The sequence below is a fragment of the Streptomyces sp. NBC_00354 genome, assembly GCF_036106915.1.
Taxonomy (GTDB): domain Bacteria; phylum Actinomycetota; class Actinomycetes; order Streptomycetales; family Streptomycetaceae; genus Streptomyces.
The window spans coordinates 7,705,948-7,718,361 of the sequence record NZ_CP107983.1 but is presented as its reverse complement, the minus strand read 5'-3'; the positions used below and the strand labels follow the sequence as shown (position 1 = coordinate 7,718,361).

Below are 12,414 nucleotides of genomic sequence, written 5' to 3'. Positions count from 1 at the left end.
GGGTCGGGTGCTCTGCCGGTCACAACGCGCGACCACGTGCGCGCCGTTGTGGCGACATGGCCGGCTCCTTAACGTGCTGCTCGATGCAGGTCTGGCGGGGCGGGGGGGAAGCGTCGTGCCGTGGCTGCCGGACCGTCGTACTCACGGGGACCCAGGGGGGCACATGCCGGAACCGGACTCGACTGGGCGTGATACGCCAGAACCACAAGGGTCGCCCACTCGGCCAAGGGGGCGGATCTTCCAGGCCTCGACCATGACGGCCATGCTCGAAGGCGTTTACGAAGGCACGACGACCATCGCCGAGCTCTGCCGCCACGGTGACTTCGGCATCGGAACCTTCGACCGGCTCGACGGCGAGATGGTCGTCCTGGACGGCCGGTGCTATCGATTACGCGCCGACGGGACCGCCGGTGAAGCCGACCCGGCCACGCGAACTCCCCTCGCGGCGGTGACCTACTTCCACGGCGAGTACGACTGGCGGATGACCGACCCGGTCGACGCCACAGAACTGCGCGCGGTGATCGACAACTGGCTGCCGAGCCCCAACATGTTCTACGCAGTCCGCGTCGACGGGCACTTCGACCACGTGGTCACCCGCATGCTCCCCGAGCAGCACCGCCCCTACCCCCGGCTGATCGACGCGGTGGCGGCGCAGATCATCTCCACCCACACCGACCTGCAGGGGACCATCGTCGGTTTCCGCAGCCCCACCCACATGCTCGGGGTGGCCGCCGCCGGATACCACCTGCACTTCCTCTCCGGCTGCCGCACCCGCGGCGGACACGCCTACGACTTCGTACTCCGCTCCGGGCGGGTACGCGTCGACGTGGGCTACGAACTGGTCCTGCGCATGCCGCGCACGCAGGACTTCCACACGGCGCAGCTCGGCCGGGGCGATGTCGCGGGCGAAATCGAGGCGGTGCTCCAGGGCGGCCGGAGGCCGTGAGCGGTGTACGGCCGCCATCAGAGCTCGGAGCTGCCGGTCACGGTCCTCGCTGAGGACAGCCCTGGCGATCCGCCGGTGACGGCGAGGTGTGGCCCGCCTCCCCGATCAGCTCACGCCGTGGCGGCCTCTGCATCGACCTCGGCGAAGAACTCGTCGGCAACGGCGCGGGCACGGTCGAGGTCGGTGAACGGTTCCCCGACGATACGTCCAGCCAGTTCCCTGGCCAGTCCGAGGACATCCTCGCGAAGTTCGGCCTCGGCAAGGACTCGGTCCGCTTCAAGCTGCACCGCGGCTGCGGCGACAAGTTCCTCACGCACCCTGTGCCCCTCCACACGCACTTCAGCGAGGATCGCCGCGCCTTCCTCATGGGCAGCCTGACGGATCTGCGCGGCTTCGTGCCGGGCGGCACTCAATTCAGCCTGGTACTGGGCATGAATGCGCTGCGCCTCGAGTCGGGTTTCCTCAGCGCATTCCAGCGTGCCCTCAGTGACGCTCTCGCGCTCGGCGAGGGTCTTCTCAATTCTGGGAAGCAGGACCTTGGCCATGATGGCGAAGACTGCAGCGAAGCAGATCAGGCCGACTATGAGCTCTATCAGATTCGGTTTCAGGGGTCCCATTGTCTGATCATAACGGCGCGCTCCTGATGTCCGCCTCAAATATCAGCCATCCATGGCCAGAAATAGGCTGTGCAGTAACAGTGTTCCGCTCACCCCACCCGGGCGAGGAAGAGGTCGCTGAAATGCTCCATTTCGATGCCGCCACCGTGGGCCTCCAGGACCTGGGCGGTCTCGGCGAGGACCTGCTCGCGCCGGTCGGGGGGCAGGACGCGATAGCGCGAGAGCGAGGACAGGTATCCGAGGTAGCGTCCGGTGTCGTAGTGCCGGCCCTGCCGGTACCGGACGGCACGCAGGTCGGTGAAGCGCCCGTCGCGTCGGCATTCCTCCTCGGGCCAGCCGGGCAGCCCGGCCCAGTTCCCGGGCACATCGCCGTAGGAGGACGCCAGCTCACCATGCGGCGCATGGTCGATCCCGTGTCGGCCGTCGACCTCGGCCAGGGCGGCGTGCAACCCTGCATCGCGGACCCCCTGCGGGTTCCAGAACAACGCCACGGCCCCGCCCGACGCAAGAGCATCATGGGCCAGATCCCAGCGCCGCTCCGGGGCCACCCAGTGCCAGGACGTGGCAGCAAGGAGCAGCCCGAAGCGGCGGCCACCGGGTTGCCACTCCTCGAAGCCACCGCTGTGAACCCGGACCCCCGGGTAGCACGAGGTGTTGCGGCGCAACACCTCGGCCATGCGCGGATCGGGCTCGATGCACACCAGGGACGTACCTCGCGCCGCGAACGGCACCGTGGCCTTGCCGGTCCCCGCTCCGACCTCCACCGCCTCACGCTCGCCGAGAGCCGCGTACACGAGCACGTCCGCCACCAGAGCGTCCGCGTATCCCGGGCGGGCGGCATCGTAGAGTTCAGCCACCTCCCCGAACACCTGACTGCGCGCCATATCGACCTGCTCAGACGCGGTCATCCGCATCACCCGCCTCCCCGATCGGCAAGCAACCACCCTACCGACGCCGACCGACAACGCCGGGCCTGCCGGCGGCCCTACACCTCGGACCACGAACGTCAGGTCGCGTTCCCCGACCGGCTGGACTGGTACAACTACCACCGACCCCGCGGCCCGGCGTACCGCAGGAGAGAAGGGGCAACGATGGCTGAGAATGTTGTGGAGTCGGATGGCATCACGCTGTGCACCGAGTCCTTCGGCGACCCGTCGGATCCGCCCGTCCTGCTCGTCATGGGCCTCGGGGGCTCGATGCTGTGGTGGGAGGAGGGCTTCTGCCGGATGCTCGCCGAGGGCGGGCGCTTCGTGATCCGTTACGACCACCGCGACACCGGCCGGTCGGTCACCTACGAGCCGGGCCGTCCCGGATACACCGGCGCGGACCTGGTCGGTGACGCCGCCCGCGTGCTCGACGCCTACGGGATCCCTGCCGCGCACGTGGTGGGCGTCTCGGCCGGAGGGGCGCTCGCGCAGCTGCTCGCGCTGCATTACGCCGATCGTGTCCTCTCGCTCGTGCTGATCAGCACGTCCTCCGCCGTGCCCGGCGACGGCGAGCTCCCTCCGCCCACCGAGGAGTTCATGCGATTCGTCTCCGATGCGCACGTCGACGGGTCGGATGGCGACTCGGCGATCGCATACCAGGTTGCCTACGCGCGCGTGCTCGCCGGCGGTCGGCGCCCGTTCGACGAGGCTGCCGCCCGCAGCCTCGTCCGTCGCGACGTCGAGCGCGCGCACGACTTCAGCGCGGCCCGCAACCACGACTCGCTTCCGGACGGCGAGCTCTCACCCGCGCCCCTGTCCTCGATCGCCGTGCCCACGCTGGTGATCCACGGGACCGCCGACCCGATGTTCCCGCTCCGGCACGGTGCGGCACTCGCGGAACAGATTCCCGACGGCAGGCTGTTGGCGCTGGAGGACGCCGGCCACGGGGTCGAGCGGGCCGACTGGCCGACGATCGTCCCCGCGATCCTCGAACACACTGCCGCAGGCAATGCTCGCCAGGTGCGCCCGAGCGAGTCCTGACGGGGCAGTGGTGCGGATCCGCCGGGTGGAGTAGTGGACGTACTCGTGCTCCAGGCGGAAGCCGGCCTGCCAGGCGAGGAGCCGGCTGGAGCGGTTGTCGCGGGCGCAGGACCAGGTCGGGGTCCGGCCGCGTGCCGCGACGTCCCCGCAGAGAGCGGTCACGCAGGCCAGTGCCAGGTGCCGGCGACGGTGGTCGGGGACCGCGAGGACGGCGACGTCCTCGTACCGGCTGCCGACGAAGTACGTGCACGCCACCGCCGGCAGTTCGCGCCGGTGGAAGGCGCCCCAGGCGCCACCGGACCGGGCCAGGTCGCGGGGGCCGCCCCAGGTTCCGTGGATCCACGACGCCCGCGGCCCCAGCGCCGCCAGTGCCTGCGCATCGTCGCTGCGCAGGCGCCGTACGGTCACTCCGCGCGGCGGCCGGGCCGGTACGGCGGGCGCCCGGCGGATGTACATCATCCGCTCCCAGGGGGTGACGCCCTCGAACGCCGCCCGCAGCGAGGGCACGAACCCGGCCGGGGCCTGGACGTAGTGGGCGGCCAGCGGGCCGAGGTCCTCGGCGGAAAGAGCCCGTGGGTCACCGCGCAGCAGCGCGTGGTCGCCGCAAGAGACGGACAGGGCCCGGGGGTTGAGCGGCCGGTCGCACCACCAGCGGCCGTTCCCGGCGGCCCTGAGGCTCTGGGGAGGCCGGGGGCAGCCCGGACGGGGGCCGCCCCCGGCGGCAGAGTCGGCGGCGCGGCGCGCGGACCTCCGCGGCTGACCGCCAGCCAGACGGGACTTTGACGACACGGCCTAGAGCGCCGGGAGTCGGACACCGTGCGCGGACGGCGTCACCGGATGCGGTGGCCGGTCCTCGTGGCGCAGGCCGATGTCCATGGACTCATCCAACCTCCGGCGCGGCGACGCCTCAAGGCCTCTTACGCGTCCCTGATCCGGCATTGACGGAACTCATCCGAGCCCGGGCACGGTGGACACCACGAGGTCGATGAGTTTGATGCCGGCGCGGGGGCGTGTCGTGAGGGTCCGCGCCTGCCGGACCCCGAGCCGGCACCCCGCGAGCTCCTAATGGCCCGGCGTCGGGGAATGGCCCGGGCAGAACTCGGCCTTGAGGACATCGGTGAAGGCACTGATCGGGTAGTTCCAGTCGCCGTTGGAGTTGACCGAGACCATGTGCGTGCCGTTGCGGGTGCCGAAGGTGTAGGTCCAGGAGCCGTTGATGGCTCCTCCCATGCCCCAGACCGTCGCGCCGCACGGCAGTTTCAGCGAGGCGACTCCGAGGCCGTAGGTGGTGTCGGGGATCCACTTCTCGGTGGCAACCATGGTGAACATCTCCTGCTGTTGTGCGGGCGGCAGGAGCCGGCCGCCCAGCAGCGCACCGAAGAACCGGTCGAGGTCGCCGACCGTCGAGATGACGCCGCCGGCCGCCCACCCCCAGGAGGGGTTGAGCTCGGTCACGTCGTAGATGCCGGCGTCGGGCGTGGTCGTCATCAGCGTCGAGTAGTGCCGCCCGTGGGGTCCGCGGATCAGCGGATCGTCGCCGCTCGGCAGGTACGTTCCGGTGAGCCCGAGCGGGCGTGCGATGCGCTGCGCGATCGCGTCGGCCAGCGGTCGGCCGGTCACCCGCTCGATGATCATTCCGGCGAGGAAGTAGGGGGTGTTGGAGTACCCCCAGCCGGTGCCGGGAGCGAAGGTGGGCGGATGGGAGACGCCGATGTGCACGATCTCCTCGGGGCTGTAGCGGTCGAAGCGGTGCTCGAGGAACGGCGTGCCCGCGCCCCGGGCCCTCATGACGTCGTCGTTGACGTAGTCGAAGATCCCGCTGGTGTGGTTGAGCAGTTGCCTGATGGTGATCTTCTCGGGCTCGTACCCCGGTCCGCGCACGGTGCCGGGCAGCCACTTCTCCACCGAGTCGTCGAGACGGAGCCGGCGTTCGGCCGCGAGTTGCAGCATCACGGTGGCCGTGAACGTCTTCGTGGTGCTCCCGATACGGAAGCGGTCCTGGGGCCGGCGCTGCCGACCGGTCGAGGTGTCCGCCACCCCCGCCTCGCCGAACCACGTCTCACGGCCGTCGCGGATCTCGGTCAGGATGCCCGGCACGCCCCCCTCGGCCACGGCACGGTCCAGCACCTGCTGGACCGTTGAATGGTCGGTACGGACCGGCGCGGCGGACGCCGTCGGAGCCGCGATGGCGATCTCGGCCACTGCCGCCGCGGCAATCAGCAGCCGGAGGCCTGCGCGGCCCGGTCGTGTGAGCCGCGGCTTCCCTGCGGAGGCGGCTGCGGGAACCTGTCGTGTGGCTGTCGTCGTGTTCATGATTAGATCGTCCGACCCTGACGCAGGGTCAGGGTCAAGCGGCTTCGTGCGACGATTTCCCGGGGGACCAAGGATGCTGACGATCGGCCAGGTCGCGGCCCATCTCGGTGTGACGGTGCGGGCCGTCCGCCACTACCACCACAGGGGCCTGCTGCCCGAGCCGGAGCGTGATGTCTCGGGGTACCGGCGCTACGGAGCCGATGCGGTCGTCGCCCTGGTGCGGATCAAGACGCTGTCGGACGCCGGCGTCCCACTGGCACGGATCGAGGAGCTGATGGGCGCCTCGCCCGAACAGTTCTCCGCCGCGGTCTCTGCGATCGACGACGATCTGAAGGGCCGGATCAGGGAGCTCAAACGGCGCCGGATCCGCATCGCCGAGCTGTCTGCGGGTGATGCCTTGTTCCTGCCGGAAGAGGTCGTGGTCCTGCTGGCACGACTGCGGGAGATCGGTCTGAGCCCGGAGGCGGTGCGCACCGAGCGCGACACGTGGATCCTGCTGGCGGCGCAGTACCCCGACCAGGTGCCGCAGTGGGCCCGGCAGAAGCAGGTCCTGTTCGAGGATCCCGCTTTCCAGCGCTTGTACCTGACCACCGATCAGGCTGCCGGCTGGGACCGGGACGATCCGCGTCTGGAGGCTCTCGCGGACGAGGTGAACGGCTTCGGCGGGCTCCGGACGCCGGACCCGGACGGCGCCGAGCCGGTCCTGGCGCTCGACGCCCTGGTCGCCGTCACTCTCATGGCGGCCCGGACCGGCAAGCCGGTACCCGCCTGGGAGCGGCTCATCGAACTGTGCCGGATCCGGGCGAACACCGGCTGACCTGCGCCGGCAAGAGCCGAGCCGTGCTCCGGTCAGCAGTGGTCCATGTCGGAGGCCTTGAAGACCGTGCTCGCGGTCTGCCGGTCGATGAGGCGTGAGAGCCGTTTGAGAGGGGCCGACCCTTCACTGATCGTGCCGAGGGACAGGCTCACGTTGATGCCCTTGTCGCCCGGGCGTCTCCCGCCCAGTTGCAGTCCTGCACGGGCTTCGGTCCGGGCACGGGTGTCACCTCGCCAGACCGGCGGTGTCGACGGGCCTGCGCCACGCGATGCGCCGGCGTACGGCGTCCAGGTCGGCCTGGAACGGGCTGGGCGGCACGGCCAGGACCGGGCAGGGGGCGTGCGCCAGGCAGTACCGGGCCACCGAAGGCCGCAGGGCGCGGAGCAGCGGGCCGCGCGAGCCCGTACCGACGACGAGCAGGTCATCGGCGTCCCCCCGGTGCAATGCCGTCAGGCTCCCGGGGGATCCGCACGTACCCGCAACGACTCGTCCTCGCACCGTCCTGCCCTTCTGCTTGATGCCGCGCGTTTCGCGCACTCCATGGAACTGCAGCAGGCAGGCATCGGCCGCCCTTGCTGACGCGCTTCTGACGCCGGAACGGGAAACCCTGACGTGTTTCTGATGCCGCGGTCCGCCAGCGGCGTCTGCGGACTCGGCCGGCTTCACCGACTCCCGAGGCGGCCCGTGGTCCGTTGCCGGGAGAGTGTATGAAACACATCAAAAGGCGGTGATTGCACGATACGCCGACGCGCGGTGCAGGCACTGTGGAGGTGGGCGGAACACCGCCCCTGCCAGGAGAACCGGGAGACATGGTCCATGGACGCTGAGAACGTGGTCGGGCTGATCATCGCCCTCGCTCTGCTCGGCTACCTCATTGCCGCCCTGATCAAGCCCGAGAGGTTCTGACCCCGAGGGACCAGCGTGTCCGGACGGGAGGCTTCACATGTCCGGGTATCGGCTCCACGACCGCATCGCCCTGATCGCGGCCCTCGTGGCCCCCTTCCTGGCGGCACTCGCGCTCGTGCCGTTCCGTACGGATCTTTCGGCGACGAACGCCGCCCTGGTCCTGGTCGTCGCGGTGGTCGCCGTCGCCGCCCTCGGCACCAGGGCGGCCGGCGCCCTCGCCGCGCTGTCGGCCGCCGCCTGGTTCGACTTCTTCCTGACCCGGCCGTACGGGCGCTTCACCATCACCGGCGGTGACGACGTCCAGACGGCCGTCCTCCTGCTGGTCGTCGGCCTCATCGTCTCCCAGCTCGCGGTCCGCGCACGCCGCCTCCAGGGCGCCGTGATCACCGATGCCTCGCACCTGTCCCAGCTGGAGGGCACGGCCCGGCTCGCCGAAGCCGGGGACTCCCCCGAAGCCGTCGTCGAGCACGTGCGCCGCGAGCTCATCGGCTTGCTGAACCTGCGCGGCTGCCGCTTCGAGTACGGGTCGCTCATCGGCCACCTCCCGTGCCTGGAGCACGACGGCAGCCTGTGGCTCGGCCACGGCACCGGGGAGACGGAGGCCATGTACTGGCCCGACGCGTGGCCGGAGGGTGAAACCGAGCTGCGCGCCGTCGGCGGCGGGCACTACTACGGCCGCTTCCTGCTCGACCCGACCCCCGGCCCCCTGCCCTCGGAGCAGGCCCGCCTCGTCGCCGTCGCCCTCGCCGCGCAGGCCGGCGCAGCCCTCGACTCCGCCGGTCTGGCCCACCGCGGCTGAGCCCCCGCCCCGGCGGAGCCACCGCACCGCCGGCCGCCGAGCCGTTTCTGCGTCAGGGCGGCGTCAAGAGTTCCGGCCCTCCCGTATGGAGCCCGTCAAGGGGTCGGCCATCCGGCTCGCCGCAGACCGCAGACCGGACGTCATCCTCCTGGACCTCGGCCTGCCGGACATGGACGGCGTGGAGGTGATCAGGAGCGTACGCGGCTGGAGCCGGGTGCCGATCCTGGTGCTGTCCGCGCGCCACACCTCCGAGGAGAAGATCCGCGCCCTGGACGCCGGCGCCGACGACTACGTGACCAAGCCGTTCAGCATGGACGAGCTGCTGGCCCGCCTGCGAGCCGCCACCCGGCGGCAGGAGGATCCCGCCTCCCCCGCCGGCCCGTCCGGGATCACGACCGACGAGTTCACCGTCGATCTCAGGGCCCGGAAGGTGGTGCGCGGCGAGCGCGCGGTCCGGCTGACCCCGACCGAATGGCATCTGCTGGAGCTGCTGATCGCCCACCCCGGTCATCTCGTCTCCCAGCGCAAGCTGCTGCTGGAGGTGTGGGGGCCGACGTACGCCGAGCACACCAACTACCTTCGCGTGTACATGGCGCAGCTGCGGCGCAAGCTGGAAGCGGACCCCACCCGCCCCCGGTACCTGATCACCGAACCGGGCATGGGCTACCGCTTCGAACCCTGACGGCCAGTCGGACAGACACAGCACATCGACCGCCGGCGCCTGCTCGACGAAGCGGACACCCCGGTGGCCGAGCCGGAGCTGCCGGCGTCGGTGGTCACATGAGGGTGACCGGGAGGCGGTGCACGCCGTAGATGTTCATGCCGGTACGCAGTGGTACGTCCTCGGCGGGGACGGCGAGGCGCAGCTGCGGGAAGCGGTCGAGGAGCGCGGGGAGAGCCACGCGCATCTCGACGCGGGCGAGTTGGGCGCCCAGGCACTGGTGGATGCCGTGCCCGAAGCCGAGCTGACCGGTGGCCTTGCGGCGGATGTCGAGGGTGTCGGGGTCGGCGAAGCGGAGCGGGTCGCGGTTGGCGGCCTCGACCGAGAGGGTGACGCTCTCGCCTGCCTTGATCGTCTGGCCCTCCAGTCCGACGTCCTCCAGGGGCACCCGGACCATGGTGTGGGCGACGCTGAGGTAGCGCATCAGCTCTTCGACGGCGCTGTCGGCGAGGCCGGGATCGGCGCGCAGGGCTGCGAGTTGGTCCGGGTGGCTCAGCAGGGCGAAGGTGCCGTGGGCGAGCATGTTGGCGGTGGTGTCGAGGCCGGCGCCGAGCAGGAAGCCGCCGAGGCCTGCGAGTTCCTCCTCGGTGAGGTCGCTTTCGGTCAGGTCGCTGAGCAGGTCGTCGGTCGGGGCCGCCCGCTTGGCCCGGACGAGCTCGGTCATGTACCCCTGCAGTCCGGCCATGGCGGCGAACCGGTCCTCCATGCTCGCTTCCATGCTCATCAGGGCCACGGTGTAGTCGTGGAACGTCTTGCGGTCCCCGTAGGGCACGCCGAGCAGTTCGCAGATGACCAGGGCGGGGATGGGCTGCGCGAACGCCTGGACCAGGTCGGCTCCGACGCCCTGCTGCTCCATGGCGTCCAGGTGCTCGGCGGTGATCTGCTCGATCCGCTCGGTCAGCAGGCGCATGCGGCGGGCCGTGAACTTGCCGGCGAGCAGCCGCCGGTAGCGGGTGTGGTCCGGGGCGTCCATCCCGGTCATGTCGCCGACGGGGGCGGGGGCAGCGCGCCTTCGGGGCCGCCGGGGAAGGGGAAGTGCATGAGCTCGTAGCGGGAGCTGAAGCGGGAGTCCGCCAGTACGGCGCGTACGGGGGCGTAGCCGGTGACCAGCCAGCCGTGGTGCCCGTCGGGGTAGACCATGCGGCGGACGGGCTGCTGCTCGCGTACCTCGGTCAGTTCCGTGACCAGATCGTCCGGGCCGCGATCGAGCTGCTCGATGCCGAGGGCATCGAGGGCCTGAGCATGCGCAAGCTGGGACAGCGACTGGGCTCGGCTCCCACCGCCATGTACTGGCACGTGGGCAACAAGGAGAACCTCGTCGTCCTCGCGGCCGACCGGGTGTGGGGCGAGATCGAGCCGCTGGACCCCGGCTCGTCCGGCTGGCGCGCCGCGGCGCGGGCCCTGGCGTACGACGCGCACGCGCTGGCCGCGCGGCACCCCTGGCTCATCAACGCCATCAGCACGCACTTCGTGTACGGGGACGGGATGGCCCGGTTCCAGGACCACAGCTACGCGGTGTACGAGGCGGCCGGGTTCACGGGGTGGGACCTCGACTGGGCCGTGAACACCGCCTACACGTTCGTGGCGGGCTCGGCCATCGACGAGGCGATGACTGCGGCTATGGCGAAGGCGCAGATCCGGCCGGGCAGGGGTGCCGAGGGCGACGGTCCGGTGCAGGACGTGGTGACATGGGCGACCGGGATCGCCTCCCGGTACCCCCGGCTGCGCGCCCGCCTGGAGGAACAGGCGGTGGCCGATCCGGCCGAGATGACGCACCAGAAGTTCGAGTTCGGCATCGAGGCCATCCTGGACGGCCTCGAAGCCCGACTGGCACGGCAGTCCACATAGGCCGCCCGGTCGCCCGCGAACCCCTCTCGCGCTGCCGTCGCGAGATCATTCCGCGCCCCCAACCACCCCGCCACCAGCCCGTCTTGGCGCCCCCCCCTCCGCCCAACCCCCCATCCCCGACGCCCTACTGACGACTGGTCGACGCGGGCGGCGGTTGGCTGAGGCCAGTACCACTCCAGCGGAATGCTCCGGGCCTGCGGCCTACGGCCTACGGCGGCGGATGCGGGCCGCGAGTACCGCGACGTCGTCCTCGGCGTGGTGGGCGTCCAGGCCCGCCACCACGGCGTCCACCAGATCCTCCACCGCCGCGCCGACCGGCAGGCGCAGTCCGGCCAGCCGGGCCAGCGAGACGTCGATGTCCTCGCCGCGCCGTTCCACCAGCCCGTCGGTGAACATCAGCAGGGTCTCCTCGGTGGCGATCGCCCGGGTGACGCCCTCGTAGCCGCCGACCCCGGTGCCCAGCGGCGGACCCACCGGGACGTCGACCAGGGTCGCCGAGCTGTCCGCTCCGAAGATCGCGGGCGGCAGGTGGCCGGCGCTGGCGAAGTCCGCGACGCCGCGCGTGGGGTCCATCCGTACCAGCAGGCAGGTGGCCGGCCGGCGGGCGGGATCCTCGGCGACCAGGACGTCCAGCTGGCGCAGCACGCGGTGCGGGGAGAGGTCCGTGGAAGCCACGTCGCGCAGTGTGGAGCGGTACGCGTTCATGTCCACGGCGGCGTCGAGCCCGTGGCCCATCACGTCCCCGACCACCAGCAGCGTGCGGCCGAAGTGGAGCCGGACCGTCTCGAACCAGTCCCCGCCCACCAGGGCCCGGGAGCCCGCCGGCAGATAGCGGCTGGCCATCTCCAGATTCGGGTGCGGCCGGCCCGGCTCCGACACCAGCGCGCGCTGCAGGTTCATCGCGGTGTCCTCGGTGGCGGCCAGCTCCCGGGCATGGCCGAGGTGCACCGCCGCCAAGCGGGCCGTGAAGTGGATCGTCGCCGCCTCATGGTCGCTGAAGCCACCCCGGGCGCGTACGGCGAGCACCGCGCCGTAGACCCGGTCGCGGGCCAGCAGCGGAACCGAGACGAGGTGCGCGGGGGTGCCGCCGGAGAGCACCGCCCACTCGGAGAGTGGGTGTCCGCCGTCCATGGCGCGTACGGAGGGCGACGCGTCGGCCGGGGCCGTCAGCAGTCCGACGGCTCCGGCCGCGGCCACCCGGTTCAGCCCGCCGTCCTCGGCCCGCAGCTCCACCGCGACCGCGTCGCACAGGTTGCGGAACAGGAAGCCGGCCAGTTCCTCGCACGTGGTGGTCTCGTCGAGACGCGTCCCGATCTGCTCGGCCGCGGCTTCCATCGTCCGGAGCCGCGCGCGCAGCGCCTCGTACTCCCCCGGGGGCCCGGCGGACCTCCCGTCATGCTCCGACAAGACACCTCCCCGGCCCGGCAGCCGAAGAAGCCATTCCACCAGCCCGAACCGTCACCCGCACGTGCGCCGCGCG

At 71.3% G+C, this 12,414-nt stretch carries 12 protein-coding genes and 2 pseudogenes; 7 read left to right on the top strand and 7 right to left on the bottom strand.

The features are described 5' to 3' along the window. Positions 1 to 163: 163 nt before the first annotated feature. Complete coding sequence (gene budA, locus OHT74_RS35385) at positions 164 to 946, top strand: acetolactate decarboxylase (protein ID WP_443047626.1); 783 nt, start codon at positions 164 to 166, stop codon at positions 944 to 946. A 110-nt stretch (positions 947 to 1,056) separates the two neighbouring features. Here budA and OHT74_RS35380 read toward each other — a convergent pair whose 3' ends face one another. Continuing rightward, positions 1,057 to 1,563, bottom strand: a complete 507-nt coding sequence (locus OHT74_RS35380; protein ID WP_328622474.1) for a F0F1 ATP synthase subunit B family protein — start codon at positions 1,561 to 1,563, stop codon at positions 1,057 to 1,059. A gap of 89 nt (positions 1,564 to 1,652) precedes the next feature. Then, positions 1,653 to 2,420, bottom strand: coding sequence for a class I SAM-dependent methyltransferase (locus tag OHT74_RS35375; protein WP_328622473.1), 768 nt, complete (start codon positions 2,418 to 2,420; stop codon positions 1,653 to 1,655). Between the two features lie 234 nt (positions 2,421 to 2,654). Here OHT74_RS35375 and OHT74_RS35370 point away from each other — a divergent pair, with 234 nt between their 5' ends. Beyond that, positions 2,655 to 3,530 carry an alpha/beta fold hydrolase gene (locus OHT74_RS35370; protein ID WP_328622472.1) on the top strand — a complete coding sequence of 292 codons (876 nt, stop codon included), beginning with the start codon at positions 2,655 to 2,657 and terminating at the stop codon, positions 3,528 to 3,530. Positions 3,531 to 3,620: 90 nt separating this feature from the next. Here OHT74_RS35370 and OHT74_RS35365 read toward each other — a convergent pair. Continuing rightward, positions 3,621 to 4,319, bottom strand: a pseudogene (locus OHT74_RS35365) (GNAT family N-acetyltransferase); the annotation flags it as partial. A 273-nt stretch (positions 4,320 to 4,592) separates the two neighbouring features. Then, a complete protein-coding gene (locus OHT74_RS35360; protein WP_328622471.1) occupies positions 4,593 to 5,843 on the bottom strand; it encodes a serine hydrolase domain-containing protein in 1,251 nt (416 codons plus the stop codon). Positions 5,844 to 5,916: 73 nt separating this feature from the next. On the opposite strand from OHT74_RS35360, the gene OHT74_RS35355 reads away from it, so the two are divergent. After that, complete coding sequence (locus OHT74_RS35355) at positions 5,917 to 6,660, top strand: MerR family transcriptional regulator (protein ID WP_266670400.1); 744 nt, start codon at positions 5,917 to 5,919, stop codon at positions 6,658 to 6,660. Positions 6,661 to 6,885: 225 nt separating this feature from the next. Here the strand turns inward: OHT74_RS35355 and OHT74_RS35350 are convergent, their stop codons facing one another. Further along, positions 6,886 to 7,158 carry a universal stress protein gene (locus tag OHT74_RS35350; protein ID WP_328623459.1) on the bottom strand — a complete coding sequence of 91 codons (273 nt, stop codon included), beginning with the start codon at positions 7,156 to 7,158 and terminating at the stop codon, positions 6,886 to 6,888. A 318-nt stretch (positions 7,159 to 7,476) separates the two neighbouring features. Here OHT74_RS35350 and kdpF point away from each other — a divergent pair, with 318 nt between their 5' ends. The 3 genes from kdpF to OHT74_RS35335 all read left to right on the top strand — a co-directional run bounded on the left by kdpF (position 7,477) and on the right by OHT74_RS35335 (position 9,047). Continuing rightward, complete coding sequence (gene kdpF / locus OHT74_RS35345) at positions 7,477 to 7,566, top strand: K(+)-transporting ATPase subunit F (RefSeq protein ID WP_037836698.1); 90 nt, start codon at positions 7,477 to 7,479, stop codon at positions 7,564 to 7,566. A 37-nt stretch (positions 7,567 to 7,603) separates the two neighbouring features. Next, a complete protein-coding gene (locus OHT74_RS35340; protein WP_328622470.1) occupies positions 7,604 to 8,365 on the top strand; it encodes a DUF4118 domain-containing protein in 762 nt (253 codons plus the stop codon). An 85-nt stretch (positions 8,366 to 8,450) separates the two neighbouring features. Beyond that, positions 8,451 to 9,047: a winged helix-turn-helix domain-containing protein gene (locus tag OHT74_RS35335; protein WP_328622469.1), complete on the top strand. Its 597-nt coding sequence runs from the start codon at positions 8,451 to 8,453 to the stop codon at positions 9,045 to 9,047. 94 nt (positions 9,048 to 9,141) lie between these two features. Here the strand turns inward: OHT74_RS35335 and OHT74_RS35330 are convergent. Continuing rightward, positions 9,142 to 10,304 (bottom strand): annotated as a pseudogene (locus tag OHT74_RS35330) (cytochrome P450). Between OHT74_RS35330 and OHT74_RS35325 the strand changes: the two are divergent. Then, positions 10,206 to 10,934: a TetR/AcrR family transcriptional regulator C-terminal domain-containing protein gene (locus OHT74_RS35325; protein ID WP_328622468.1), complete on the top strand. Its 729-nt coding sequence runs from the start codon at positions 10,206 to 10,208 to the stop codon at positions 10,932 to 10,934. The pseudogene OHT74_RS35330 and the gene OHT74_RS35325 sit on opposite strands and share 99 nt — an antisense overlap. A gap of 201 nt (positions 10,935 to 11,135) precedes the next feature. On the opposite strand, the gene OHT74_RS35320 is transcribed toward OHT74_RS35325, so the two are convergent. Beyond that, complete coding sequence (locus OHT74_RS35320; RefSeq protein WP_328622467.1) at positions 11,136 to 12,341, bottom strand: PP2C family protein-serine/threonine phosphatase; 1,206 nt, start codon at positions 12,339 to 12,341, stop codon at positions 11,136 to 11,138. Positions 12,342 to 12,414: the final 73 nt, after the last annotated feature.